Below are 23,651 nucleotides of genomic sequence, written 5' to 3'. Positions count from 1 at the left end.
CGGTCAGCGCCGGTTCAGCTCCGACTCGATGCGTCGGATGAGGGTCTTGCGGGCCCGTCCACCACGCTCGCGGCGCAGTTCCGTCCTCAGCTGACGCGTGTCGAGGCCACGGACGAGTTTGCCCGCCTCGGCGACCGTCAGGTCCGACAGTCGCTCCGGCGCGGTGACCTCCTTGCGGGCGCGCCTGGCCGGCCCCGTGTTGCCGACGTACTGCTGGCCGCTCCGGGAGGCCTTCCGCTTCCTGGTGTCGGTCGCGCGCCGTTCCTCGGCGGAGAGCCGCTCCCAGGCCCGCTTGGGCAGGTACCGGCTCGTCTCGCCGTTCTGGCGTGCCTGGGCGGAGCCCTCCTTCGTCTGCCACTCCTCGGCACCCCACCGCCGCAGGGACCTCTGCCGTTCGTCCCGGGGCCCCTGGTAGCCGCCGCCGCGCTTCTGGTACTCCTTGGTGAGCAGCTGCGACTTGCGCGCCGACCACTGCCCCCGCCTGCCGCCCCGGTCGGAAGCCTTGATCTCCTCTTTGATCTGCTCCCTCAGTTCCGGTTTCGTGTACCGCGCCATACCGTGCCATTACCCGGCGTCACGCGAAGCGAACATCACGCCTGCCGGCACCGTCACCGGGATCGTGGCGGTCGCGCCGGTGGGCCGGACACCCCGGCCCGGCCCACCGGCAGCACGTCACTAGTCGAGTTCCGGCAGCGTGGCCTTGCCGTTGTCGACGAAGGCGAAGGTCGTCCCCGGTCCCCCGGCATCCGCAGCCTGGGCCACCAGACCGTTACTGGCGGTGGTCCGCAGGTGGACGTTCCCGTCACCACGGATCGCGTACGTCGGGCGGCCCTGCTCGTCCGTGGCCCGCGTCCGCTCCAGCGTGAAGAGCTGCCCGGCCGACGACGTGTCGCAGCCGGCCGCCACGACGGTGGCCGGGCTGGTGCCGTTGTCCCGCAGGCCCATGCAGAAGGGCTCACCGCCGCTGCCGGCCTTCGCCGTCTTGATCTGATGCCGGCCCCCGCCCACCGGGTCCAGGACGAACAGGGCGTACTCCGCCTCACCGTCGGTCAGGTTGAGTCGCCCCTTGGCGTCGACGGCCAGGACCGACTCGAACGAACCGACCGGTGCGATGACGACCTGACGTTCACCCCGCAGGATGGCCTCGTTCCCCCCGCCGCCACCTCCCGCGGCCGGCGGACCGGTGGTCGCGGACGGCGTGGTCGCGGGCGGTGTGGTCGCGGACGGCGTGGCCTGCGGGTCACCGGTCAGGGCACCTGCCGTCGAGCCGGACGACGATGCCGCCGGCTCACCGTCCGGGTCGGCGGCACACGCCTGCTGGGTCAGCAGCAGGCCGGCGCAGAGCGCCGCCGTCATGCCGGCGCGGGTGGAACGGGCGATCGGACGTTGCATTTCCGGTGCCTCCTCGATCGGTGGAGCCGTCCGGTTGGACGGCGCATCGTCGAACATTTCGTATGCTCGTTTCCCGGCGGACTTAAACCCGACGAAGGTCACAGGCGACACCGGTGGCGCCAGCGGTTCCGCCGCTGTCCGATACCCGTCACCGGGGTCAGCGGCATCGGCGCAGCATCGAACGGTGCCCCGACGCCGCCACAAGCTGGGACGAACCTGGCAGGCGGCCTGCCCCGCGGGCAGCCTGCTGATCGCGGGTGGCGGTCGGCTCAACGGCGGGGACGGCCAGGTCCTGATGGACACCATGGTGCCGGTCTTCGGTGCCACCGACGTCTACTCGGTGACCGGCCGGGAGGACGACGCCCCCGGATTCGCCGGCAACTGGTCGATCACCGCCACCGCCCTCTGCGCGCAGCCGCCGGCCGGCTGGGAGCACGCCGAGATGACCGGGGTCGACCTGATCTCGGACACCCAGGTCCGGATGACCGCCGCCGAGGACGAGGACGGGTTCGCCGGCAACTGGGCACCCCGGGCGTACGCGATCTGCGCCTGAGCCGCTGTGCCTCGGGGACGAGGCACCCGGCCGCCGCCGGCCGGACGGGTACGGTCACTCGTCGAGGTCGTGTTCCTTGCGGATCTCGCTCGCCTCGTCCGGCCGGCCCAGTTCGTCCAACGCCTGGGCCAGCAGCCAGGCCGACTGCTCCGCCAGCCGCGATCCGGCGGGCAGCCCGCCGAGGACCCCGCGCAGCAGCCGCTCCGCCTCCGCCGGCCGGTCGAGGCGGAGCAGCACATCGCCGGTGAGGACGTCCACCTGCGCAGCCTCGCCGAACGCCTCGATCGACCGGAGCCGGTCGGGCAGCCCGGCCAGCCGGTCGAGTGCCTCGTCCAGCCGGCCCGCGTCGGCCAGCACCCGTGCCCCGGCCTCGGCCGCCAACGCCAGCTCGTACGTCACCGGCGGCTCCTGGTCCGGCTCCCCGGCGAGCGTCGCCGCGAGGCGGTCCACCTCCCCGACCGTCCGCACCGCCGCCGCGCTGTCGCCGGCCCAGAGCCGGGCGTACGCCTCACGGCGGCGCGCCCGTAGTTCGTCGAGCGCCAGCCCGGCCAGTTCGTACGCGTGCGCCGCCTCGGCGAACCGCTGCGCGGCCTGGGCGTCCCGGTCGGCGTCGTAGAGGATGCCGCCGGCCTCCTCCAGCACCTGGGCCCGGTGCGGGAGGTTGTCCGGTCCGTCCAGGTTCTCGGCGAGCTGGGCCAGCAACGCCAGCGCCGGATCGATCTCGCCCAATCCCTGGTAGATGCCGGCGAGCAGGTGCCGGCAGCGGTCCGCCTCGGCCTGCGCGCCGAGCCGGTCGAGCCCGAGCACCGCCTCCTCGGCGACCTCGGCGGCCTCGCCCAGCCGCCCGGCGACCCGGTACGCGTTGGCCAACTCCCAGCGCAGGAAGGCGTCCCCCTCCGCGCCCCGTTCCACGCAGAGCGTCACCGCCTCGGCGAAATCGTCCACCGCCTCGCCGGCCCGCCCGGTGGCCATGAGCGCCCGGGCCCGGGTGACCCGGGTCGGCAACGACACGCCGGCCGACGCCACCGCCAGCGCCTCGTCGCAGGCGGTCACCGCCTCCGCCGGGTCGTCCGCCGACCGGGCGTACGCCAGGCAGGCCGCCGCCAGCAGGTCCCCGACGCCCAGCTCGCGGCCGAGCCACCGGGCCTCCTCCGCCGCCGCGCGGCACTCCTGTGGCCGCTCCAGCGCGTCGAGCGCCTGGACACGGTGCAGCGCCACCCGCGCCGCCAGGTACGGGTCGCCGCCCGCGCCGGCCGGCACCCGGTCCAGCGCGTCGAGCGCTTCCGCCCAGCGCTGCCCGTACAACAGGGCCAGCGCGACCCGGTCGTGGGCGGCGGCGCGGAGCCGGTCGTCCCCGCTCCGCTCCAGCGCCTCGGCGGCCGCGCCCACCAGCGCCAGCCCTTCCTCGGTGCCCTCCTCGGTCATGGCGAGCAGGACGCCGACCCGGCCGGCCACCACCTGGGCCCGGACCTCGTCGCCCAGCTCCCGGTACGCGGTCAGCGCCGCCCGACCGGCCTCGATCGCGGCCGGGATCTCCTCGGCGTCGCTCAGCTCGGCCGCCCGCAGCTCCAGCCGGTGTGCCGCCGTCGCCGGGGGCGGTTCGGTCCCGCCGAACCGTCCGTCGTAGGCGGCCAGGGCTGCCCGGAAGGTGACCGGGTCGTGCCGGCGCCACCGCTCCTCGGCAAGGTCCAGCAGCTGGTCGGGGCTGGCGTCGGCGGGGATCTCGGTCGCGGCGGGCGGCTGTCCGCCCGCCGCCGTGACCCCGCTCGCCGTCGCCGCCGGGCCGCCCCCGGCGGGGGTGGCGGTCGGGCGGACCGGGCGGCGGCGCAGGCTCGCCGAGAGCGGCAGGTGCTCGCCGGCCGGCCGGGCCGCGAGGCGCTGGGCGATCAACTCGGACTGGTGGGTGGTCCCGTTGCGGGCGTCGAAGCGGGCGGCCAGCGCGGTGGCGGTCTCCGCCAGCTCGGCGGCGAGCCGCCCGGCCGGGACGTCGGCCGCCGGCCGGTCGGTGGCGGCCCGCCGGTAGACCGTCAGCTCACCGTCCACCTGCCGCAGCGCGGCGGACGCGGCGGCGGCGAACTGCATGGCGGCGGCGGGCGACGGTGCCCGGTCCAACCAGTCCAGGTGCCGCTCGACCAGCTCCAGGGCACCGGCCTCGTTGCCGGTGAGGGTGCGGAACTCGACGTGGTCCGCGATCTCCCACAGGTCGGCGAGGTTCCCGCGCAGCCGGCGGTACGCCTCCCGGTGCGCGTTGCGCGCGTCGTCGTGCCGGCCGGTGCGCAGGTACGGCACGAGGAGCGTAGTCAAGATCGCCTGCGGCTGCTCGTTGCAGTTGAGCCGCCCGGCGAGCACCGGCTCGGCCAGGGCGACCGCGTCGGCGTGCTGGCCGGTGTCGGCGAGGTACCGCACCTGGGTGGTGGGGTCGCAGCCGGCGCAGTCGGAGAGGTCGTCACGCGGAGTGGTCTGCCAGAGCCGGTACCAGTGCGCCGCCGCCTCGGCGTCACCGACGTGGTCGGCCACCATGAACCGGTGCTTGTGGACGGCCTGGAGGCTGTGTCCGCCCGCGCGGTAGCGCCGCTCCATGTCGTCGAGTACCGCACGGGTGCGGTCCAGCGGCACCTCGGGGAAGTTCAGCAGGGCGTTGATCATGTACTTGAAGTGCCACAGCAACTGCCGGGCGGCGCGGGCGTGGTAGGGCTGCGGGTCCCGGTCGAACTCGGCCAGGCACCAGGAGAAGGTGACGAACGACTTGGCCGGCTCGCCACCGTAGACGTACGCGGTGGTGGCCTGCATGCGGGTGACGAAGGCGAGTTGCCGGTCGTCGGTGGTGTCGACCCGCCGGATCAGCTGCTCCAGCGCGGCGATCTGCCCCGCCCCGTACGGCATGTTGTCGATCTCGCGGAGCACCCGCCACAGGTCCTCGTCGGTGGTGGACACCATTCACTCCCGTCCGGGTACGGCCCGGCCGAGCAGGCCGAGGAAGGAACTGTTCAGCAGCGCGGCGTCGGCCGCGCGGATCGGGTGGTGTCCGAGCAGCAGCGCCTGGCCGTACAGCGCCTCGACGGCGAGCCCGACCAGTTCCGGGTCGGTCAGCGTGCTGACCCGGCGGACCAGCGGGTTGCGGTGGTTGAGCACCAGTTGCGGGCGGTCCGGCGGGGCGGTGGCGGCGAGCGCGTCCAGCACCCCGCCCCACAGTTCGTCGGCCCGGTCGCGGCTGGCCGCGAGCTGGTCGTTGAACGCCGCCGACCGGCTGACCAGGTAGAGCGCCGGCAGTGACACCGGGTCGTACGCCCGGAACACCACCTCGCAGCCGGTCCGCTCCAGCGCCCGCTGGGCGGCGACGAGGAACGGCCGCAGGGCCAGCTCGACCTGCGGGTCGAGGCCCTCGAAGCGGGTGGTCAGGTCGCTCGGCTCCAGCCGCTCGATGAGCACCGACCGGTCGACCGTGGGCAGGCGCTCGATCAGCTCGGTGTCGTAGGTGTAGCCAGCGTTGACCACGGGCAGGTCCTGCGCGGCAGCCACCGCGGCGAGCTGACGGAACTCGTCCAGGCTGGCGGCGTACCGGACGAGGCCGTGCCGTTGGCGGAACTCGGCCAGGGTCAGCGTGCCCACGTTGGTGTCCATCGGCCACCACTGGTCGACCAGGCGCAGCATCTCGTCGTCGTGCAACGCCAGAGCCTTCACCCCGAGGTGGTGCACCTGGAGGAACTCGGCCAGCCGGCGCGGGGCGTGCTGCGCCAGCCGGACCAGCCAACCGCGCACCTGGTCGCCGAGCGCCTCGCGCGTGGCGGTGAGCAGGGTGTCCTCGTAGAGCGCCTCCCGGCTGGCGGTCGGCCGCAGCTCGCCGGCGTCCACCACGCAGTGGGCGAAGAACGCCCAGTCCGGCAGCAGGCCGTCAGCGTGCTCGGCGAGCAGCATCCGCTTGAGGTACACCCGGTGACCGGCCCGGGCCGCCGGGTTCACCGGCTCGGACAGGATGAACGCGACACCGGTCAGCCCCGCCTCCGGCACGGACAACGGCAGCACGTCGAACGGGTCGACGCCGAGCGTCTGTCGCGCGTACCGGACCAGCGCGGCGCGGTCCACCGGCGCGCCGGGCGTGGTCGGCCACGGCGGCGGGCCGGCGGTGGTCACCACGTCGCCGACCCGGACGGTGACCGGCAGCAGCGAGCCGAAGAGCCGGGCCAGGTCGGTGACGGTCGGGGTGGCGAACCACTGCTCGGCGTCCCGGCGCGGGACCAGCGTGACCGTGGTGCCCGGCTCGCTCCGCCCGGCTCCCGGTGGGGCCGGCGCGACCGCGTACCGGCCGTCGGAGTGGCCGGTCCAGCACACCGTCGGCTGGTCGCCGTGCCGGGTCACGACCCGGATCTCGTCGGCCACCAGGAAGCAGGAGAGCAGCCCGATGCCGAACTGGCCGAGGAACTCGTGCCGGGAGAAGCCCAGCTCGTCCCGTTTGGAGCTCCGGCCGATGGTAGCCAGCAGCTCGTGCACCTGATCCTCGGTGAGGCCGATGCCGGTGTCGTGCACCCGTAGCGTCCCGTCGCCGGTCAGCTCGGGCGGCTCGATCCGGATCAGCGCGGGCGCGTCGGGCTCGACCGCGCGCCGCGCGGTGATCGCGTCCACCGCGTTCTGCATCAGCTCGCGGACGTACACCCGCGGACTGCCGTAGAGATGGTGACTGAGCAGGTCGACCACGCCACGGAGGTCGACCTGGAAGGTGTGGTCCACGCCTGAGTGCTCCCCGTCCAAGGTCGGCGACCACCGTACCCATGGGCCCCGACAGTCCCCCGACCGCCCGGCGGATCGTCCGGGATCAGGTGCCGCGCGGCCCCGGGCTACCCGATCGGACGTGGACGGCACCGGGCCGGTGGCCACCGGGACGCCGGGCTCCGCGCGGGGTCAGCGTTGCCAGCGGACCACGCCGCCGACGACGGTCAGCGCCACGGTCAGGTCACGCAGGTCGGCCGGCTCGACCTGGTACGGATCGGCCGGCAGCGCGATGAAGTCGGCGAGCATCCCCGGGCGTAGCCGTCCCTTCAGGTGCTCCTCGTAGGAGGCGTAGGCGCCCGCGGCGGTGAAACCGTGCAGCGCCGCGTCCAGGTCGAGCCGCTCGTGCGGGTCCACCCCGCCGGGCGGGGTGCCGTCGGGCTGCTGCCGGGTCACCGCGGCATGGATGCCGTAGAAGGGGTCCGGGTCCTCGACCGGGGCGTCCGAGCCGAACGCCACCGTCGCGCCGGTGTCCAGCAGGCTGCGCCAGGCGTACGAGGCGAGATCCCGACCGGCGAGCATCCGGCTGGTCAGGGGGATGTCGCTGGTGCAGTGGGTCGGTTGCATCGAGGCGGTCACGCCCAGCCGGGCGAGCAACGGGACGTCCGCCGGGCGCAGGTGCTGGGTGTGTTCGATCCGGTGCCGCAGTCGTGGCACCGCCCCGGCGGCGGCGGGATCGGTGCACGCGGTCTCCTGCCACCGGGCGTACGCGCGCAGCACCATCCGGTTCGCCGCGTCACCGATGGCGTGCGCCGCGCCGTAGAAGCGTTCCTCCTGGACGCCCCGGCTGCGGACCAGTTCACCCAACTCGGGACTGACGAAGTCCAGCGCCTTCTGGAAGTTGCCCGGCACGTCGGCCCGGAATTCCCGGGACCAGTCGCTCGGCCCCCAGACCAGCACCATGTTCTGCTCGAAGTTGGTCGGCACGACCGCGCAGGCGAGTCGGCCCCGCCGGTGGATCTGCCCGGGGCCGGGGTCGAAGCCGGAGAAGTAGCTCCAGTAGGCGAAGGTGCACCGGGGCCGCTCGTCGAACTTCGGCAGGCCGAGGGTACGGGCGACGAACGAGTTCCGCCCGTCGGCGCCGATCACGACGCGCGCGCGTTCCTCGACCGTCTGCCCGTCGACGGACCGGCCCCGGACACCGACCACCCGACCGTCCTCGATGATCAGTTCCCGTACGGAGAAGCCGGTCCGCACCTCCGCGCCGGCCTTGGCCGCCGCCTCGACGAGGATCTGGTCGAGCACCCGGCGGCGCACGGAGGCGTAGCTCTGCACCACCCCCGAGTCGTCGCCGTGCAGGTCCCGGAAGTACTCCCGCAGCAGCTCCGGCGGCACCGAACCGGTCAGCCGGATGCCGTCGTTGACCAACTCGATGGCGGTGTACGTGGGAGTGACCGCCTTGACCTGGTCCAGCACGCCCCACCGGTTCAGGTAGGACATCCCGTGCGGCCAGAGGAAGTGCGTCGAGATCACGTCGCTGGGGATCGACGACCGGTCCACCACGAGCACCCGGTGCCCGCGCCGGGCGAGCAGCAGGGCGGTGGAGGCGCCCGCGCAGCGCGCGCCGACGACTATCGCGTCGTACATGTTTGTCTCGATCCTTCGATGGGCTCCGTGTCCTCCGCCGGCTGGGTCACGGGAGCTGGGCGACCGGCCGGCGGGAGGCGCCGCGCGGGGTGGTCACCGATCGCGCGGCAATGGTGAGACACGGTGCACAGTGGATCGTCATGGGTGTCAGGTGTCGGTCAGGCCGTGGCGGCCCGGGGCGACGGCGGGACGGCTGGCGTCCGGTCCGCCCTCCGGGTCGTACCCGGCGGCCTGGAGGGCGAAGAGTTCGGCGTACCGGCCGCCCGCCGCCGTCAGCTCGGTGTGGCTGCCGGCCTCGACGAGCCGGCCGTGGTGCAGGACGAAGATCCGGTCGGCGTGCCGGACGTTGGCCAGCCGGTGGGTGATCAGGATGGTGGTGGCCCGCCCCTGCCGGTCCCGGATCGCCTGGAAGAGGGCGTCCTCGGCCCGGGGGTCGAGCGCGGAGGAGGGCTCGTCCATGATCAGCAGATCGGCGTCCCGGAGGAATCCCCGGGCGGCGGTGATCCGCTGCCACTGGCCGCCGGAGAGGTCCTGCCCATGGGCGAAGGTCCGGTCCAGCAGCGTCTCGTAGCCGTACGGCAGGTCACGGATCATGTCGTCGGCCACCGCGCGGGCGGCGGCGGCCTCGATCCGGTCCTGCCGGGCCTCGGTGTCCACGTCGCCGAGCGCGATGTTCGTCGCGGCCGTGAAGGGCCACTTGTGGTACTCCTGGGTCACCACGGCGATGCGTGCCCGCAGCCCGTCGGCGTCCCACTCCGCCAGCGGCCGTCCGTTCCACTCGATCACGCCCGCGCTCGGGCTGCGCAGCATGGCGATCATCGCGGCCAGGGTGGACTTGCCGGAACCGTTCTCCCCCACGAACGCCACGGCCTGCCCGGCCCGGACGGTCAGCGTGACGTCGTCGACGGCGGGCGTGTCCCGGTCGGGGTAGCGCAGGGTGACTCCCCGGACGGCGATCTCCCGCAGGGGTTCCGGGGTCGCCCGGTCACCGCCCGTCTCGGGCAGGTGGTCGGCGGCGCGGGCCAGGAAGCCGGTGTAGTCGCCGACGTGCTGCCCGTCGGAGTAGACCTCGTCGACCTGGTAGGTGACGGTGGACAGGGAACGCTGCGCGGACTGCACCGCGACCACGCAGGTCGCCGCCGCCGCGAGCGGGATCTGCCCCTCGACGAGCAGGAAACCGAGCAGGGCGTAGACGACGCCGGTGGCGAGCCCGCCGACCACCGCGCCGACGCTGGTCATCGTGGTGACCCGGCGGGCCAGATCGAGCTGGATGTCGGTCTCCACCCGCATCACCCGGTCGTACTGGTCGAGCAGGAACCGGCGCAGCCCGTACGAGCGCAGCTCCGGGGCGGAGTCACGTTCGGCCATCAGCCGGTGCAGCAACCACTGCCGGCGACGGCGCACCGACCCGGCGGTGTACGTCTGGTACCGCAGGTGCCCGGCGCGCAACGTGGCCCACGCCTTCGGCAGCGTCGCCATGAGCAGCGCCAGCAGCAGCAGGGGGTGGATCACGAGCACCGCCACGGCCACCGCGAGCAGGCCGGCCAGACCGGCGAACAGGTTCATCGACGCCCGCACCAGCGAGATCACCGAGTCGCTGCCCCGGGACGCCCGTTCCATCTCGTCGGCGAAGGCGTCGGCGTCGAACGCGTCCAGCCGGACCGCCGTGGTCACCTCGAACAACCGGCGCTCCACCGCCCGGCTGACCCTCGGGGTGAGCCCGTTCTGGGCGTACCCGGTGGCGATGCCCATGCCGGCCCGGACGGCCGTCACCGCCGCCAGGGCCAGCAGCGCCGGCAGCGCGGCGACCACCCGGTCGGCGGTCGGGCCACCGGCGAACAGTTCCACCAGCACCCGCTGGGTGGCGAGCAGCCCGAACGCCGACATCACCCCACCGCCGACCGTCGCGACGGCCACCACGGAGGTGCGGAAGCAGTCGGCCCGCCAGCTGACCCGGACCGCCTCGGCCACCAGCCGGGGCAGTTCGGCCAGGACCGCGAAGAGCCCCGCCTCGGCGCGCGCCCGTACCCCGGTCTCCCACCACATCGCCCGCAGCTCGGGCAGGACCGACTCGCCGGACGCACGGCCGAGCCGTCCGGGATCGTCCCCGCCGGCCGGGCGGGCGGATTCGACGGCGGATCCGGTCACGGACGCTCCTCGGAGGTGTCGGGACGACGGGCGCACGGCCACCGTCACGACCGGAGCGGCCCCGGCAGCGGGCCGCTCTCGACACCGACAGCGCCGACCCCACCACTTAACGCCATCGGGGCGGCCGGGGAAAGCAGTTGGCTCCTGCGGAAAGGGCCGACGGGTCGGGGCGAACCTCACGGGATGTCCGGTGGCCGGGAGGACCCGACTCCACGGCCACCGGACGGCTCCCGGCGTACAGCGCGACCCGGGCGCTGTGGGCCGGAAGTACGGTGACGACCGCGACGCGCAATTCCCGCCGCGATCGTCGCGACACAACGGAACCAGTGGCCATCCGATGTGGACCCGTGGTGCCGGAACCGTAGCATCGAAAACTGGGAAATCGCTGACAGGATTCGCGCGTCCCGGCCGCGACGCGCATTTCCGGGCCGGTCACCACCGCCGCCACCAGCGGAAACCGGCCGGCGGGACGACTGGCGCGGGCCGGTCATGATGAGCTGATGATTCGCTTTCTGTTGAACCTGCTCTGGCTGATCTTCGGTAGCGGAATCGTGCTGGCCATCGGGTACGGAATCGCGGCGCTGGTCTGCTTCGCGCTCGTCGTCACGATCCCGTTCGGGGTCGCGGCGTTGCGGCTGGCCCGGTACTCGCTCTGGCCCTTCGGACGCACCCTGGTCGACAAGCCCGACGCCGGTCTGCCCTCCGGGGCGGCGAACGTCGTCTGGCTGCTGGTGGCCGGCTGGTGGCTCGCCCTGGCGCACGTCCTCGCCGGGGTGGCCCAGTGCGTCACCATCGTCGGCATCCCGTTCGGGGTGGCGAACTTCAAGCTCGTCCCGGCCGCACTCTGGCCCCTCGGGCGGCAGGTCGTCGAGAGCCCCTGACCGGCGTCGCGCGGGTCAGGGGCGTTCGCTGATCCGGTCCAGGTGCGCGGCGAGTTCGTCGGTGACCAGCAGGTCCGTCCGGATCTGGTCGTGCGGGTACGCGGCCCGTCCGACCATGTGCGCGGCCACCGGCGCACTCGCCAGCTGGAATGCCCCGACCAGCACGAGGGTGGTGATGTCCACACCGGTACGCAGCCGCAACGCGCAGCCGAGCAGGACCAGCAGCAGGCCGAGGACCTGGGGTTTGGCGGCGGCGTGCATCCGGGAGAGCAGGTCCGGGAAACGGACCAGGGCGATCCCGGCGGCGAGGCTGAGCAGCGCCCCGGTGATCAGACAGACCGCGGCGGTGGCGTCGAGGACGGCGTCGAGACTCACTTCGGGCTCCTCCGCGCGGCGAAGCGGGCGACGCTGACCGAGCTGACGAAGCCCGAGGATGGCGAGCACCACCAGCACGGGCAACGCGGTGGCGTCCCGGCTGTACGCGGCCTCGGTGGCGATGGCGGCGACGACGACGGCCAGGAGCACGTCGGTGGCGACGGCCCGGTCGAGGATGGACGGTCCCCGGATGATCCGGATCAGGGTCAGCCCACCGGCCACGGCGAGCAGGACGGTGACGGTCACGGCTACGGCGGTCATCTCGGTGCCCCTTACCGCTCGGCCGGCGGTGACGTGCCGGTGTGGGTGGCTTCGATCATCAGGCGGCGTTCTCCCTCGGAGCCGACGGCGGCGATGATCCGCTCCTCCAGCTCCAGGACCCCGCGCCGGAACCGCTCGACATCCTCGATGGTGCGGACGCCGAGCACGTGGATGTAGAGGGTGCCGGTGGCCCGGTCCGCCTCCATGATGAGGCTGCCCGGCACCAGCGACAGGGCCTCGGCGGTGAGGGTGAGGTTCAGGTCCGTGTTGACCCGCAGCGGCACGGCGATGATCGCGCCGCGCGGCTCGTGCCCGAACCGCAGGGCCAGCCAGGCGATCTGGAGACTGGCCACCACCAGGTCGTAGAGGACGCGGAGCCCGAAGCGGAGCAGCCCCAGCGGGTGCAGCCGACCGGCGAAGGTCACCGGCGGCAGCGGGAAGACGGCCAGCAGCACGCCGGTCACGAGCAGCCCGCTGACGCCACCGGCGTTCCGGCCGGTACGCCCCCGCCGGCGCTGTCCGGTCAATCATGAACGGTGCTCACTGCGGCGCAGGCCACCGGGGCAGGCGGAATCCGGTTGCGTGGTGACCGGCGGGTTTCAGTAGTGTCGGTGGCATGTCGAGCCCTGAGGCATCCAAGGTGGGGGCTTTCGGTCACGCCGTCAGCCCCCTGAACCGTTGAGTTCGTAGTCCGCCTGCCAGCAGTCTTCGCTGCCTGGGACGGGTGCGCGCACCCTTGGGGCGCTGGCCGCGGCGCTCAACATCGGTGCTGCTGGCGGCCCCGTCGTCGCGGCAGCGACCCTCGGGGCCGACGCCGGCGCCCTCGGCCCGGTGTGGGTCAGCGTCCTCCTGGTCGCGGTCACCCTGCTCATCGCCCGGCCGCTCCTGCGAGTCGTCACACCCCGCGTCGATTCGGCGATCCGTTGACCCACCCGAGCGCCGGGCAGCAGCCGACGGCCCGCCCGGCCCCAACCGTAACCGCGACCTGAGGAGCGACCTCGTTGGATCTCGACCGCAGTCACGTCATCCGCGAGGGTGACCTGCGCATTCTCAACCCGTTCGACGCCGACAAGCTGGCCACGCTCGGGCGGGCCATCCGGCTGCGCCCCGGGACGTCCGTCCTGGACCTGTGCAGCGGCAAGGGTGAGCTGCTCTGTACCTGGGCCCGGGAGCACGGGATCCACGGCACCGGCGTCGACGTCAGCACCGCCTTCACCGCCGCCGCCCGGGACCGTGCCGCCGAACTGGGAGTGGCCGACCGGGTCCGGTTCGTGCACGGCGACGCCGCCGCCCACGTACCCACGGAACCCGTCGACGTGGCCGCCTGTGTCGGTGCCACCTGGATCGGCGGGGGTGTCCCCGGCACCCTGGAGATCCTGGAACGCGCCCTGCGTCCCGGTGGGATGCTGCTGGTCGGCGAGCCGTACTGGCGACGTACGCCCCCGGACCAGGCGACCGTCCAGGGGTGCCACGCCGCCTACCGGGACGACTTCCAGGACCTGCCGGGGCTCGTCGAGCTGTTCCAGCGGTGTGGCTGGGACCTGGTCGAGATGGTCCTCGCCGACCAGGACAGCTGGGACCGGTACGCGGCGGCGCACTGGCTCAACCTCCGCCGTTGGCTCGACGACAACCCGGACGACGACCTCGCCCCGCAACTACGTGCCGAACTGACCGAGGACCCGGTCCGCCATGTGCGGTACGTCCGGGAGTACCTCGGCTGGGGGGTCTTCGCGCTGCTGCGCCGCTGACCGCTCCGGGCGCCCGGCGGACAGGCCCCTGTGGTCGTCAACGGCTCCGGACCGAGAGCCTACGTGCCAGCTCGATCAGCTCCGTCCGCGCGTCGTCGACGATCGGCGCGTCGCGGAGCGCGGCCACGGCCTCCTCGGTCCGGGCGGCGATCATCTCCTCCACCCGGCGCAGGCTGCCGGTGTCGACGATGACCTCCCGGAGCACGTCCGCGCCGGCCCGGTCGAGGTGCGGGTTGCCGTGCCACCGGTCGATCGCGGCGGCCTGCGCGGTGGTGGCGGACTGCCGGGTGAGCGCCATCAGCACCGTCGCCTTGCCGTCGCGCAGGTCGGTCAGGTTGGACTTCCCGGTGTGCGTGTCGTCGCCGAAGACGCCCAGCACGTCGTCGCGGAGCTGGAAGGCCTCGCCGAGCCGCGCACCGACCCGGGAGATGAGGGCCAGCTCGGTGCTGCCGGCACCGGCCCACGCGGCCCCGATCTGGAGCGGGTGCTCCACCGTGTAGCGGGCCGACTTGTAGCGCAGGATCCGCAGGCAGTCGGCCAGCCCGGCACCGGCGGCCTCACCCCGGACGTCGAGGTACTGCCCCATCACCGCCTCGGCACGCATCCGCTGGAACAGCGTCCGGACCCGGGACACCCCGTCGGCACCGGCGCTGGCGAACAGTTGCTCGGACCAGACCAGGCAGAGGTCGCCCCAGAGGATCGCGATGTTGCGGCCGAACCGCTCCGCGTTCCCGCGCCAGCCCCGACGCCGGTGCCGGTCGGCGATGCTGACGTGCAGGGTCGGCCGGCCGCGCCGGGTGTCGCTGCCGTCCATGACGTCGTCGTGGATCAGCGCGAAGGCGTGGAACAGTTCCAGGGCGGCGGCGGCGCGTACCACCCCGGAGCCGGTGCCGCCGTAGGCCCGCCAGCCCAGATGGCAGAAGGTCGGTCGGGTCCGTTTGCCGGCCGCGCCCAGGACGAAGGACCGGAGAAGTTCGACATCGTGCCGCCAGTCCTCGTCGCCGGCCGTGTCGAGGTGGGCGCTGAGGAAGTCGTCGAGCACGGCGTCCACGTCCCGCCGGAGTGCCACGACGCCGGGACCGGGGTACGCCGCCACCGTCGACCCGCCCACCTCGGTCATGCCTGTTCTCCCCTCGTCACCGGGAACGGCCGCCGGCAGCGCCCCGCGCGCCCACCAGCAAAAGTCTTCGCATTGACCGCTTTCGTTCCAATTTCCACTGGTCGCAGGGATTCACCCGAGCACCCCCACCACTGCGTGGCAACCGGCACACAGTCAGTCACCGCGTTCACCCACCTTATTGCGTGGAGGGCCGTCAGGCGGTACACGCACGCCTGCGCCGACCGGGACCCGGAGCCACAGCAGCGGACGCGACCAGCGACTTCATGCCGAAACGCGAGGCAGCGCAATCACGAGAGTGGCACTGGATAAAATTCGGGCCGCCCGCCTACCTCGACTTTCGCAGTTTCGCGGGCGCGCGCGGGTGCGGCCAGCCGTGTGTGACGCGGTGGTGATCCGTGCGGATTCCTCACGCTCGCGGGTGCTGGCTGAGGTCGACCCAGAGGGTCTTGAGGTTCGTGTACTTGTCCATGGCATGCAGGCTGCGGTCCGCTCCGATGCCGGACTGCTTGTACCCGCCGAACGGCAGGGAGTTGTCGCCCTTGTCGTAGCAGTTCACGTAGACGGTGCCGGCCTTGAGCTGCCGCGCGATCGTGAAGGCGCGGGTGACATCGGAGGTCCAGACGGCGGCGGCGAGGCCGTAGACGGTGGCATTTCCAAGTTCGACCGCCTCCTGGGCGGAACTGAGCCGAACCACGGACAGCACCGGACCGAAGATCTCCTCCTGCGCGAGGCGTGAGGCGTTGTCGACGTCGCTGAAAATGGTCGGCTCGAGGTAGTAGCCACCGGTCTCCTCAAGCGTCCGCCGTCCTCCGGTTTCGAGCCGGATGCCGCTGGCCCGGCCCTCCTCGACGAACGACATCACCCGGTCGAGCTGGCGTTGGTCGACGAGTGGGCCCATCCGCGAGGTCGGGTCGAGCGCGTCGCGCGGCTGCCAGTGTGCGGACTCCTCGACCACCTTCCCGACCACCTCGTCGAAGACAGCGTCTTCGACGAGGAGCCGCGACCCCGCGTTGCAGACCTCACCGGCGCCATGGAAGATACCTTCGGCCGCTGCCCGCGCGGCGACGTCGAGGTCGGGCGCATCGGCGAGCACGATGTTGGGCGACTTCCCGCCGCACTCCAGCCAGACCGGCTTCATGTTGGACTCGCCGGAGTAGACCAGCAAGCGCTTGCCCACCTCGGTAGACCCCGTGAAGGTCAGCACGTCGACGTCGAGGTGACGGGCGAGGTGCTCGCCGGCCGCTGGCCCCCCAGGCACCACGTTGAGGACTCCGTCCGGAAGGCCGGCCTCGCTGGCGAGCGCGGCTAGCCGGACCGCCGCCAGCGCTGACTGCTCGGCTGGCTTGAGGACCACCGCGTTGCCCGCGGCGAGGGCGGGTCCGAGCTTGTAAACCGGCATCATCACCGGGAAGTTCCAGGGAGTGATCGCCCCGACCACACCTGCCGGCTCACGCGTGACCATCCCGAGGGCATACGGAGCCGTCGGGGCCACGTCGCCGTACACCTTGTCGACCGACTCCGCGAAGAATCGCAGCTCGCGGGCGCTCGACTCGATCTCGCGACGGGCATCGGAGATCGGCTTGCCCATGTCGGTGGTTATCAGCAGAGCCAACTCGTCTTGGTGCTCGAGCAGCAGGTCGGTGAACCGGTGCAGGACGCGCTTGCGATCGCGTGGGTGCGCGTCCGCCCACTGGCCCCGATCGTGGGCACGCCGCGCGGCCCGGACAGCACGATCAATGTCCTCGCCGTCACCGTCGGCGACCGCCGTGAGCCGCAGACCGCTTAGCGGGGTGATCGTGTCGTAGGTGCGGCCGCTGGCGGTCTCGACGTACGCACCGTCGATGAATGCTCGCCCCTCGGGACGCTGGGCCAGGGCCCGGTCATACCACTCGTCGGTCGTCGCGCTGCTCATCGGTAGTACCTCCGGTCGTTCGGGTGGTGCGGGTTAGCTGGTCGAGCGGTGGCCACTCGTCGCTCTCGTGGAACGACGTCACCAGCTCACGGCCGCCCGCGAGGACGAGGCCCGGGAATCCGGCGAGCGGCTCGACCACGCCGCCGGCACGTGTCACCAGAAGCTCGCCACCCGCGTAGTCCCAGAGCTTGCCGTTGTGCTCGTGGGCCGCGAGCTGGAGCCGGCCGGTGGCCACCCAGGCGAGGTCGAGGGCCATCGAGCCGGTCTCGCGCAGCCCGCGAGAGCTGTGCATGCGGCACGCGATACGGGGGTCGGTACGAGCGGCGTACGGAAGGTTCGAGGCGACGAGCGCGTCCTGGACCGCGGAGGTAGCCGCGATGCTGATCTTCCACCCGTCAAGCTGGGCGGGACCGTCGTACAACGCAGTGAAGAGCTCGTCACGCGAGGGGTCGAAGGTGACCGCGAGGACCGGCCGGTCGCCGATCAGGAGCGACAGCGCCACCGCCCAGTGCGGGATACCGGCAGCGAAGTTCGCGGTGCCGTCGAGCGGGTCGATGCACCAGCGACGCCCCGAACCACCGTCGCGGTTGCCGCTCTCCTCGGCGAGGATCGCGTCCTCGGGGTACGCCGCGGCCAGCGCGTCCACCAGGACCTTCTCGGCGGCGATGTCGGCGTCGGTGACGACGTCCTGGCGCCGGCTCTTGCTCCGCGTGTTGAGCGTGCCGGCGTCGAAGTGCTCGACGAGGACGGCACCGGCGCGGAGGGCGATATCGCTAGCCAGGCGTAGCTCGGCGTTCAGGTCCACTGGCCCTCCTTGAGCGCGTGTACGGCGAGGGCGAGGACATCGTCCGCGACGGCCTCCCGCGCGTCGGGCTCGAGCATCGTCAGCTGCTCGCACGCGCCGACGCCGATCATGCGGCGCAGGAGCTCCAGCCCGGCGAAGCGGACCGCGAGCGTGCGTGTCTCTTCCAGCCACGCCTCGAGCCAGCCGTCGGTCAGGCTGGCCGCGCGTCTCTCGGGCCAGTGGGCGCGCAGCTCGTCCGTGAAGCCGGCCCACGTAGCCGACACCAGGTCCGGGGCCGACTCCCCTGGCCGCCGGACGTCCAGGCTGCGTCGAGCCAGCACCAGGTGCGCCCAGAGCTCACCGAGGTCCCAGGCGACCGGCCCGTAGCGGGCGAACTCGCCGTCGATCACGCGGACCTGGTCGCCCGCCACCATGACGCTGCCGGTGTGCAGGTCCCCGTGGAGGAGCGCCTCCCGCCGGGTGCCGTAGCACCATCGCAGCTCAGCCACCCGGGTCAGCACAGCCTCGTCGGCCCGAACCTTCTCACGCCACCGCGTCAGCTGCGGGTCTGTGCTGTTGCGAGCGTCCACGGTGAACGGGATGTCGAACACGACATCTTGCATCATCTGGTCCATGGCCGGGTTGGCCGAGCGGGCGACGTCACGGGCGTGCGCCTCGGCGTCACGACCGAACGGCGAGGTGTGGAAGGCGGAGCGGGCAACCATCGTGCCCGCACCCGTCGCCGCCGCCGCGCTGACGCGGCCTTCGTGGAGGGCGGTCCGCCACAGCTCGTACCCGGTGAGCTCCTCCATGGCCAGGGTATGCGCGCCATCGTCATACCCGTAGGACTTCGGCACGTGGGCAGCGTTGAAGTCCGCCCAGGACTCGAGGAACCACGCCTCCCGCTCGACGCGGTGCACCGTCAGTGCCCAGTTCGGAAGAACCCGGATCCAGGGCAGGGCCTGCTTGAGTACCAGCGACCCACGGTCACCGCGGACGCCGAAGACGGCGTTGATCTTGCCCTCGCCGAACGTCTCGACCTCGATCACGGTGCCCACCACCCTGGCCAGGTGGGAGCGAGCCGCGACGTAGCGGGCGACTCCTTCCGGATCGAGCACCTCCGACACGGCGGCGACATGGGACTCGCGTTTGGGGTCGCTCACCCGGGTATCTCCTTGCTTGTCGCGGTTGGTCGGCAGCCGGTGGCCGGCGCTGCGCGGTCGCGGCGCCGGCCGGGGTCCGTCACTCGGCCGGGTAGAGGTACTTGCGGACGTCGGCCTCGGCGAGATTGTCGCGGGTCACCGCGACATAGTCGGGGTAGGTGTCACCGTCGGGCTTGGTGCCGTCCTTGGCGTACGCCACGGCCTGCTTGATCGCCAGCTGGCCCATCTCGTAGGCCTTCTGGACCACGAGCAGGTCGAGCGAGTTGTCCTTGAGCGCCTGGACCTCGTCCGGAGCGCCGTCGAACGCGACGACGGAGACACGGTCCTGGGCGTGGGCTTCGCGGATCGCCGCCGCTGCACCGATGGCGTGCGCCTCGGCACCGGCGAAGATACCGGCGAGGTCCGGGTTCGCCCGAAGGGCCGCGCTGACCTGGCCCGCGGTCACCGACTGGTCGTCCGCGCTGTATTGGGCACCGAGGTACTCGATGCTCGGGTAGGTCTTGATCTGCTCTTCGAAGCCCTTGCGGCGCGCGTCGGTCCCGGCGAGGCCGGGCTTGTAGCCGAGGTAGAGGACCTTGCCCTTCTCGCCGATCCGCTCGGCGAGCTGCTCCGCGGCGAACTTGCCGCCCGCCTCGTTGTCGGAGGAGATCAGGCCCAGCCGCGCCGAGGGGTCGCTGAGGTCGCTGTCGACGGTGATCGTGGGCGTGCCCTTGTCGGCGAAGTGCTTGACGACCGGCAGCAATGCGGCCGGGTCGAAGGGCTGAAGGACCAGCACGTCCGGATTGTTGGCCAGCAGTCCGTTGAGCTGTTGGATCTGGCCGGCGGTGTCGGCGGTCTTCGGCGAGACCACGGTAAGGTCGACCCCCAGGTCCTTCGCCGCGGACTCGGCGCCACGCTGGATGGAGATGCAGAACGGGCACCCGCTCTGCACGGCCAGTGCCAGCGTCACCTGCACCGCAGCGTCGTCGCTCTTGCTGTCGGATGCCGTGCCGTCGCCCGCGTCACTACCACAGGCAGTGAGCATCATGACGAGCGCGGCGCCCACGGCGGCGAGCCGGAGCCCACCACGTCGGTTCACGTTTTCCATCGCGACTTCTACCCTTCTCTGTTGTGAGCTCCCCGACGGAGCTGGTCGATGTATACGGCTAGGACGAGGACCGCACCCACGGCGACGTTCTGCCAAAACGGGTCCACCTGGACGACGACGAAGCCGTTGGCCAGCACCGCCGGAATGAAGACGCCGATCACGACGCCGGACATCCGGCCGCGTCCGCCGAACAGCGAGACACCGCCGATCACGACCGCGGCGATCGCGTTCAGCGCGTCCTGGGTGTGGCCGGAGAGCGACGCCGTGCCGAACCGACTCAGGTCGATGAACGAGACGACGCCCGCGAGCAGCCCGACGAGTGTGTACAGCGCGAGCATGTGCCGTCCGACGGGGATGCCGCTCCGGGCGGCGGCTTCGGCGTTGCTGCCGATCGCGTAGGTGCGCAGGCCGAACCGCATCTGCGAGAGCACCACCCAGAGCACGGCCACCACCACGGCGGCGACCACGACCGGCCACGGCACGACGTCGAAGGCCTTGGCCCCACCGAAGTGCTGCTGGAGCTGGATCGGCAGGCTACTCACGTTGACGCCCTTGCTCACGACCTGCGCCAGTCCGGTGGCGGCGCTGAGCGTGGCGAGGGTCGCGATGATCGGCGGCACCCGCAGCTTCAGGGTGATCAGAGAGTTGAGCGCCCCCCAGGCCCAGCCGCTGAGCACCGCGACGCCGAGACCGGCGAGCACCGCAGGCAGCAGTTGGCCGGCAGATTTGGTCACCGATTCCTCGACCGGTCCCGCGATCGCGAGCATCGTCTTGCCGGACACGATCGCGGAGAACACGACCACCGCACCGACGGACAGATCCAGCCCGCCGGCGATGATCAACAGTGCGACACCGCTGGAGAGAATCAGCAGCTGTGAGGCGTCCAGTGCGATGTTGCTCAGGTTGTCGCTGGTCAGGAACGTCTCCGGCGGCGCCCACAGCGTGAAGATGGCCAGCAGCGCGACCAGCACCAAGCCGATGTAGAGGTTCTCGAACCGGACCGACAGTGCTCCCCACCGGGACGTGACCGATGTCCGGGCGGGGCCAGCGGCGGGCGACCCGGTCGGCTGCTCGGCGTGTGGTTCGCTCGCGATGCTCACGGTGCCTCCTTCACGCCCGCCATGACGAGCGTCAGATTCTCGATGCTGGTCTTCGAGATGTGGCAGTCGAGCACCACCGCACCCAGCCGCAGTACCGTCACACGGTCGGCCACCGCGAAGACGTCGGGCAGGTTGTGCGAGATCAGCAGGACCGCCGTGGCGCCCCGCGTCCGGACTCGTCGGATGAGCTCCAGCACCTGCTCGGTCTGGCGGACGCCGAGCGCCGCGGTCGGCTCGTCGAGCATGAGCATGGCGCTGCCCCACACCGCGGCGCGGGCGATCGCGACCGCCTGGCGCTGGCCCCCGGAGAGGGATCCGACGGGGACCCTGAGGGACGGGATCGTCGAGCCGAGCGCGGCGATCTGCTCCTGGGTCCGCCGGCGCATCTCCGCCCGGTCGACGAACCCGAGCCGGCCGAGCAAACCGGGCCGGGTGATCTCCCGACCCAGGAAGACGTTCTCCCCCGCGTCGAGGGAGGGTGCCAGCGCCAGGTCTTGGAACACCGTGGCGACGCCCGCGGCCTGCATGTCGCGGGGGCTGCGTGCCGTTACCGGCTTGCCGCCGACGCGGATCTCGCCCGAGTCTGGGGCGGTGACCCCGGCGAGGATCTTCATGAGCGTCGATTTGCCGGCGCCGTTGTCGCCGAGCAGGGCATGGACCTCGCCGGTCCGCACCTCGAGGTCGACGCCGCGTAGGGCTTGGACGTGGCCGTAGGCCTTGCGGACCCCGGATACCTGAAGGAACGGCTGGGTGCCGGTCATCGCTGCTCACCCCTCGCATCGGTGTTCGGGTCGGCGGTTTCCGACGTGCTGGTGACCATCGACCGTGCATGGCCGAAGGCGCCGAAGCTCTCGCAGACCCGGGCCGCAAACCCGGCGGCCGCGGCCGCTGCCTCCTTGGCCTCCTCACCGCGGAGCAACCCGATCAGGAAACGCGCGGCGAAGGCGTCGCCCGCGCCGAGCGTGTCGACGACGTCTGCCGGGGCAGCAGGCTCCTCGTGCAGCACGCCGTCGACCGCCACGACGGCGCCCTGGGCACCGCGGGTCACGAGGACGACCTTCGGGCCTCGGCCCTGCGCGGTCGTCGCCAGCTCGCGGGCCTGGCCCGCCGTGAGCCCGGCTCCGGAGAAGGTCGCCGACCACAGGTGCGGAAGCAGGGGCTCGGCGTAGTCGAGGCCCCTGTAGGAGAAGTCGAAGGAGACCAGAGCCAGCTCGGCGAGGGACGGGACCAGCGATTCGGTGAAGCTCGCGTGACCGGTGTGGACGAGGTCGGCGCGGGCGACCAGCTCTCGATCCTCGGGCTCCAGCGTCAGCCGGTCGGGGATGGGCTCCCACGCAGCGAACTCCCGGTTCCCGCCGGGCGTGAGGTGAACGACGGCGTACGAGTTCGGCCCCGGCACCCGGCGCACCCTCGACACGTCGACGTCCTCGCGTCGCAGCACGTTGACAAGGTGATCGCCGGACGCGTCCGCGCCGACGATGCCCAGGTAGGCGCCAGCAGCGCCGGCACGCCGCGCGAAGACGGCGACGTTGTACGCGTTTCCGCCCGGGTATTCGAGGCCCGTGTCCGGGTAGCGGTCGACGACGTTGTCGCCCACCCCACAGACGAGCAGTGGTCGACTGCTCAATAGTCCACCCGCCCCATGTAGCGGCGCTCGTCGAGGCTGTGCCCGGAGACTGCCTCGAAGTGCTCGGCCAGGCGGCTGCACAGGACGCCGAGCGCGATCGGGGTGACCTCCGACCGCAGCTCCGGCGCGATGCCCGGCAGCGACAGCATCGTGGTATCGAGAACGTGCGAATGCGGGCTGACCTGCTCGGCGAACCGAACCGCCCGCTCGGACACCGCCCGGCTCGCGTCCTCGCCGACCAGGTGGATGATGCCGGCGTCGCCATGGAGCATCTCGAACGCGCCGTGGAAGAACTCACCGGCGAGGAACGACGCCGAGTAGCGCCACTGCATCTCGACCAGGTAGCACATCGACAGTAAGTACGAAGCCCCCGCGTTGGGCCCGGCACCGAGGACGTAGAGAAACGGGTTGTCGGCCAGTGCTCGCGCCGTGAGGGCCAGGTGGTCGTCAGCCTCGTCGAGCGCAGTGCGCAGCGCCACCGGCAGCGCGTCGTACGCGGCCCAAACCGGACCCGGATCGGCGATGGCGCCGGTTTCAGTCAGCAGCGACCAGGTCAGGTGGGAGAGAAGGGTCTGCTTCGGCGAGGTGATCGTGTGATTGCTGCGGTAGGTCAGCTCGAGGTCCGCGAGCTCGCCGAGTGCAGAGCCCTCGGGGTGGGCGAGCGTCACGATCCGGGCTCCGGCCCTCTTGGCCAGCCGGACCGCGGCGACCGTCTCGGGCGTACCGCCAGAGTGAGCAGACGCGATCACGAGAGTGCCGGGACCCAGCCGGGCCGGGAACCCTTCGCCGACCTCAGAGCTGCGGACGTTGCTCACGTGGAGGGCGCGACCCAGGCGCTGCAACGTGTGCGCGGCGTGCACGCTCGAAGCCCATGATCCTCCGCAGCCGAGGAACAGCACGTCGCGAACGCCGTCGGTGATCGCCTCGGCGACGAAAGCGCGGGCGGCGTCACGCTGACTCAGGGCGTGGTCGAGGGTCGGCAGGAAGTCATCGGCGATGGGACGCAGTCGCAGCTCGACATCCGTGCGGACGGGCGTTCCGGTGCCCACATCCATAGACATACAGCGAAACCGATCTCTCGTTGAGAACGTTGTCAGGAGCAAGGTTTGACAACGTTCTCACCAGCCGTGCAGGCTGTCAAGCAGTTCG

20 protein-coding genes are annotated in these 23,651 nt (G+C 72.1%); 3 read left to right on the top strand and 17 right to left on the bottom strand.

Features of this window, described 5'->3' with window-relative positions; genetic code table 11:
* Positions 1–3 precede the first annotated feature (3 nt).
* On the bottom strand, positions 4–555 hold the full coding sequence (locus tag GA0074694_RS09840) for a DUF5872 domain-containing protein (protein WP_091455870.1): 552 nt from the start codon (positions 553–555) through the stop codon (positions 4–6).
* A gap of 120 nt (positions 556–675) precedes the next feature.
* Positions 676–1,392 (bottom strand): RICIN domain-containing protein, encoded by a 717-nt coding sequence (locus tag GA0074694_RS09835; protein ID WP_141714015.1) that lies wholly within the window; start codon positions 1,390–1,392, stop codon positions 676–678.
* A 184-nt stretch (positions 1,393–1,576) separates the two neighbouring features.
* On the opposite strand from GA0074694_RS09835, the gene GA0074694_RS09830 reads away from it, so the two are divergent.
* A complete protein-coding gene (locus tag GA0074694_RS09830) occupies positions 1,577–1,945 on the top strand; it encodes a hypothetical protein (protein ID WP_091455863.1) in 369 nt (122 codons plus the stop codon).
* A 54-nt stretch (positions 1,946–1,999) separates the two neighbouring features.
* Here the strand turns inward: GA0074694_RS09830 and GA0074694_RS09825 are convergent, their stop codons facing one another.
* From GA0074694_RS09825 to GA0074694_RS09805, 4 genes are all read right to left on the bottom strand, one after another.
* Positions 2,000–4,879, bottom strand: coding sequence for a hypothetical protein (locus GA0074694_RS09825; RefSeq protein WP_245714615.1), 2,880 nt, complete (start codon positions 4,877–4,879; stop codon positions 2,000–2,002).
* A gap of 3 nt (positions 4,880–4,882) precedes the next feature.
* On the bottom strand, positions 4,883–6,670 hold the full coding sequence (locus GA0074694_RS09820) for an HSP90 family protein (RefSeq protein ID WP_091455857.1): 1,788 nt from the start codon (positions 6,668–6,670) through the stop codon (positions 4,883–4,885).
* A 171-nt stretch (positions 6,671–6,841) separates the two neighbouring features.
* Positions 6,842–8,296 (bottom strand): amidohydrolase family protein, encoded by a 1,455-nt coding sequence (locus GA0074694_RS32725; RefSeq protein WP_245714614.1) that lies wholly within the window; start codon positions 8,294–8,296, stop codon positions 6,842–6,844.
* Positions 8,297–8,443: 147 nt separating this feature from the next.
* Complete coding sequence (locus GA0074694_RS09805; RefSeq protein ID WP_425413588.1) at positions 8,444–10,444, bottom strand: ABC transporter ATP-binding protein; 2,001 nt, start codon at positions 10,442–10,444, stop codon at positions 8,444–8,446.
* Positions 10,445–10,944: 500 nt separating this feature from the next.
* Here GA0074694_RS09805 and GA0074694_RS09800 point away from each other — a divergent pair, with 500 nt between their 5' ends.
* A complete protein-coding gene (locus GA0074694_RS09800; RefSeq protein WP_176737840.1) occupies positions 10,945–11,325 on the top strand; it encodes a YccF domain-containing protein in 381 nt (126 codons plus the stop codon).
* Positions 11,326–11,340: 15 nt separating this feature from the next.
* On the opposite strand, the gene mnhG is transcribed toward GA0074694_RS09800, so the two are convergent.
* Both mnhG and GA0074694_RS09785 read right to left on the bottom strand, forming a co-directional pair.
* A complete protein-coding gene (mnhG, locus tag GA0074694_RS34120; protein ID WP_425413587.1) occupies positions 11,341–11,961 on the bottom strand; it encodes a monovalent cation/H(+) antiporter subunit G in 621 nt (206 codons plus the stop codon).
* An 11-nt stretch (positions 11,962–11,972) separates the two neighbouring features.
* Complete coding sequence (locus tag GA0074694_RS09785) at positions 11,973–12,488, bottom strand: Na+/H+ antiporter subunit E (RefSeq protein ID WP_091455846.1); 516 nt, start codon at positions 12,486–12,488, stop codon at positions 11,973–11,975.
* Between the two features lie 474 nt (positions 12,489–12,962).
* Here GA0074694_RS09785 and GA0074694_RS09780 point away from each other — a divergent pair, with 474 nt between their 5' ends.
* Positions 12,963–13,709 carry an SAM-dependent methyltransferase gene (locus GA0074694_RS09780; RefSeq protein WP_091455843.1) on the top strand — a complete coding sequence of 249 codons (747 nt, stop codon included), beginning with the start codon at positions 12,963–12,965 and terminating at the stop codon, positions 13,707–13,709.
* Between the two features lie 37 nt (positions 13,710–13,746).
* Here the strand turns inward: GA0074694_RS09780 and GA0074694_RS09775 are convergent, their stop codons facing one another.
* The 9 genes from GA0074694_RS09775 to GA0074694_RS09735 all read right to left on the bottom strand — a co-directional run bounded on the left by GA0074694_RS09775 (position 13,747) and on the right by GA0074694_RS09735 (position 23,557).
* Positions 13,747–14,829 (bottom strand): polyprenyl synthetase family protein, encoded by a 1,083-nt coding sequence (locus tag GA0074694_RS09775; protein ID WP_091455839.1) that lies wholly within the window; start codon positions 14,827–14,829, stop codon positions 13,747–13,749.
* Between the two features lie 406 nt (positions 14,830–15,235).
* Positions 15,236–16,741, bottom strand: a complete 1,506-nt coding sequence (locus GA0074694_RS09770; protein WP_091455835.1) for an aldehyde dehydrogenase — start codon at positions 16,739–16,741, stop codon at positions 15,236–15,238.
* Entirely contained in the window at positions 16,710–17,546 is an 837-nt protein-coding gene (locus GA0074694_RS09765) for an inositol monophosphatase family protein (RefSeq protein ID WP_176737839.1), read from the bottom strand. The genes GA0074694_RS09770 and GA0074694_RS09765 overlap by 32 nt, the downstream gene beginning before the upstream one ends.
* Positions 17,537–18,688, bottom strand: coding sequence for a phosphotransferase (locus tag GA0074694_RS09760; RefSeq protein WP_176737838.1), 1,152 nt, complete (start codon positions 18,686–18,688; stop codon positions 17,537–17,539). The genes GA0074694_RS09765 and GA0074694_RS09760 overlap by 10 nt, the downstream gene beginning before the upstream one ends.
* Positions 18,689–18,767: 79 nt before the next feature.
* Positions 18,768–19,775, bottom strand: coding sequence for an ABC transporter substrate-binding protein (locus GA0074694_RS09755; protein WP_091455828.1), 1,008 nt, complete (start codon positions 19,773–19,775; stop codon positions 18,768–18,770).
* Positions 19,776–19,783: 8 nt separating this feature from the next.
* The gene (locus GA0074694_RS09750) at positions 19,784–20,875 is read right to left on the bottom strand and encodes an ABC transporter permease (RefSeq protein ID WP_176737837.1); all 1,092 of its coding nucleotides are present in this window, start codon (positions 20,873–20,875) and stop codon (positions 19,784–19,786) included.
* Positions 20,872–21,636: an ATP-binding cassette domain-containing protein gene (locus tag GA0074694_RS09745; protein WP_091455821.1), complete on the bottom strand. Its 765-nt coding sequence runs from the start codon at positions 21,634–21,636 to the stop codon at positions 20,872–20,874. The genes GA0074694_RS09750 and GA0074694_RS09745 overlap by 4 nt, the downstream gene beginning before the upstream one ends.
* The gene (locus GA0074694_RS09740) at positions 21,633–22,502 is read right to left on the bottom strand and encodes a PfkB family carbohydrate kinase (RefSeq protein ID WP_176737836.1); all 870 of its coding nucleotides are present in this window, start codon (positions 22,500–22,502) and stop codon (positions 21,633–21,635) included. Before GA0074694_RS09740 ends, GA0074694_RS09745 begins: the two co-directional genes overlap by 4 nt.
* Positions 22,499–23,557: an SIS domain-containing protein gene (locus GA0074694_RS09735; RefSeq protein WP_176737835.1), complete on the bottom strand. Its 1,059-nt coding sequence runs from the start codon at positions 23,555–23,557 to the stop codon at positions 22,499–22,501. Before GA0074694_RS09735 ends, GA0074694_RS09740 begins: the two co-directional genes overlap by 4 nt.
* Positions 23,558–23,651: the final 94 nt, after the last annotated feature.

Origin of the sequence: Micromonospora inyonensis (assembly GCF_900091415.1) — a bacterium.
Classification (GTDB): domain Bacteria; phylum Actinomycetota; class Actinomycetes; order Mycobacteriales; family Micromonosporaceae; genus Micromonospora; species Micromonospora inyonensis.
This window is presented reverse-complemented; position numbering and strand designations above follow the sequence as displayed.

Bases quoted from the DNA above. Each gene is read 5' to 3' on its own strand.
- GA0074694_RS09840 (WP_091455870.1), bottom strand. From the start codon at position 555: ATGGCGCGGTACACGAAACCGGAACTGAGGGAGCAGATCAAAGAGGAG.
- GA0074694_RS09835 (WP_141714015.1), bottom strand. From the start codon at position 1,392: ATGCAACGTCCGATCGCCCGTTCCACCCGCGCCGGCATGACGGCGGCG.
- GA0074694_RS32725 (WP_245714614.1), bottom strand. From the start codon at position 8,296: ATGTACGACGCGATAGTCGTCGGCGCGCGCTGCGCGGGCGCCTCCACC.
- GA0074694_RS09800 (WP_176737840.1), top strand. From the start codon at position 10,945: ATGATTCGCTTTCTGTTGAACCTGCTCTGGCTGATCTTCGGTAGCGGA.
- mnhG (WP_425413587.1), bottom strand. From the start codon at position 11,961: ATGACCGCCGTAGCCGTGACCGTCACCGTCCTGCTCGCCGTGGCCGGT.
- GA0074694_RS09775 (WP_091455839.1), bottom strand. From the start codon at position 14,829: ATGACCGAGGTGGGCGGGTCGACGGTGGCGGCGTACCCCGGTCCCGGC.
- GA0074694_RS09770 (WP_091455835.1), bottom strand. From the start codon at position 16,741: ATGAGCAGCGCGACGACCGACGAGTGGTATGACCGGGCCCTGGCCCAG.
- GA0074694_RS09755 (WP_091455828.1), bottom strand. From the start codon at position 19,775: ATGGAAAACGTGAACCGACGTGGTGGGCTCCGGCTCGCCGCCGTGGGC.
- GA0074694_RS09745 (WP_091455821.1), bottom strand. From the start codon at position 21,636: ATGACCGGCACCCAGCCGTTCCTTCAGGTATCCGGGGTCCGCAAGGCC.
- GA0074694_RS09735 (WP_176737835.1), bottom strand. From the start codon at position 23,557: ATGGATGTGGGCACCGGAACGCCCGTCCGCACGGATGTCGAGCTGCGA.